Origin of the sequence: Salinivibrio sp. MA427 (genome assembly GCF_001996115.1) — a bacterium.
GTDB lineage: Bacteria > Pseudomonadota > Gammaproteobacteria > Enterobacterales > Vibrionaceae > Salinivibrio > Salinivibrio costicola.
In genome coordinates, this window is sequence record NZ_MUFH01000410.1 from 1 (window position 1) to 1,853 (window position 1,853).

Consider the following 1,853-nt stretch of genomic DNA (forward strand, 5'->3'; position numbering starts at 1 on the left):
CTATCAACGTGAAAACTGGAAGACATGGATCATATCAGGTTTACTCTCTATTCCCTATCAATTGTGTTCATTTAAGGCAAAGTCGTCACTTCAGGCTTGACTGAGCCTCATCGTCCTTCTTCGATAGCAGGCAATCCAAACTGCGTAATAAATCGCATTAAAAGAATAAACCTGCACCGTTGGTAATATGACGGTGATCGTAATTTCAATGCTCAGAGACGGCGTAATGTGAGATAAAAACCTCGCCAAAAACGAGTGATTGACAACGTACTAAAAAAACATAGATCAGCAGCCTAATTAGCAAGCGCCGAAATGGTAATAGTAAGGTTGCTTTTGCTGGGTAAGTTCTCGTTCTAACTTCTCACCACAATATGGACAGCACTGAATCTCCCGATGTCAGGATAGTTGTTCAGATCTGGCCCATTGAGGCGACCTCTGAGCAGCATACGACACGATGTTATCCTTCATGCGGGGAGCGGATCATGGTCTGCGTGGGCGTGACAGCGTATCTACCCACTTGTTGGCTGCGCGACACTTATTCTCGTTTGTTAGGCTAAACTTTCTTACAGCAAATTTAACCCAAATTGCTTTACTACTGCGTGAGTAATTACAAAACAAGCTATCGAAACAAAACAACTAATTAGTAACGTAATCCAAAACGAATATTTGGCTAGCAAGTAAGGGAATAGCAAAAACATTGGTAATGTTGGCAGCACATACCAAAAAGTATAAAAAGCGTGATTTGAAAGCTTACTGTTTCCTTGCCCTTCAATATACATCCAAACCAGCGCCAATATGGTTATCGTAGGCAACGCAGCAACTAAAGCTCCCATTTTATCGCTTCGTTTTGCGACTTCTGAAATCAACACTACAATAGCTGCCGTTGTAAGGTACTTAATTACAATCCAAAGCATTATCAGGCCTCCTTGTCCGTAACATCTGAATTTGACATGTTTAGCCTAACGCCCGGCTCTGCAGCACGCAAAAGTAGAATCCACTTTTTGGTCGGATCTTTTGCCTTTCCGACACCAGCCGGATCGTAACCTGCTTCTTGAGCTTCTTGGCGTATGGATTCTTAACGGACTCAGAAAAATCGTAATGATCACGCATGTCTATATCCTTCATAAGTCGTTATCGTTTGTCCGCTGGATGATTAACCCCATCATTTGTTACAACATCACCTAGATCAAATGGATTTACCCCGTTTAAGCAACCCACATTAAAACCATACTCACTTGGATCTGAACGCCTTTGGTGATGTGTATAAATACCGCAGTTTGAGCAGAAGTAGTGCTTTGCTGTATTCGTATTGAATTGATAAAGTTTTAAATGCTCTTTACCTTTCAAAATACGAATGCCATCCAATTTTACTGAGGCTACTATTGCTCCTTTACGACGGCATATCGAGCAATCACAACGCCTAGGCTTTTCGATGCCCTGTGGCAAGTGCAGCTCAAACTCGACTGAACCACAATGACATTGAGCTTTGTGAAACTCTTGAATTACTGTGCTTCCAACTTCCTTGATCATCCGTAACTTCCTAGTTTTCTAACGCTTGCAGCATGCGCACCCTTGGAATGGAGCCAAAGGCGCAATTTAAAGGTCAAAGGGCGCCGCCGTGCTTGGCCGTGTTATGTGTTTAGATCCCTACAGTACAGGACATATTTTTCGAAATCATTCCGGCTGTAGGCGCCCTCTGCGAGCGTCAAAGGTTCACCATTTAGGAAGCGCTTGTGATGGATATACGGCTCTAACGAATCCCAGGCCTTTATAAAAGCAGGACCCCACATTTTTGAAAAATGCTCTCGACTAATAAGCCCTGACATAGCCATATAGGACAATCGTTGCATCAC

General features: G+C 43.0%; 2 protein-coding genes and 1 pseudogene. All 3 read right to left on the reverse strand.

All coding sequences use genetic code 11. The features are described from left to right. Positions 1-563 precede the first annotated feature (563 nt). Positions 564-914: a DUF3147 family protein gene (locus BZG79_RS15095; RefSeq protein ID WP_077679193.1), complete on the reverse strand. Its 351-nt coding sequence runs from the start codon at positions 912-914 to the stop codon at positions 564-566. 217 nt (positions 915-1,131) lie between these two features. Further along, positions 1,132-1,527: a GFA family protein gene (locus tag BZG79_RS15105; RefSeq protein WP_174566348.1), complete on the reverse strand. Its 396-nt coding sequence runs from the start codon at positions 1,525-1,527 to the stop codon at positions 1,132-1,134. A 104-nt stretch (positions 1,528-1,631) separates the two neighbouring features. After that, positions 1,632-1,853: pseudogene (locus BZG79_RS16575) on the reverse strand (hypothetical protein); the annotation flags it as partial.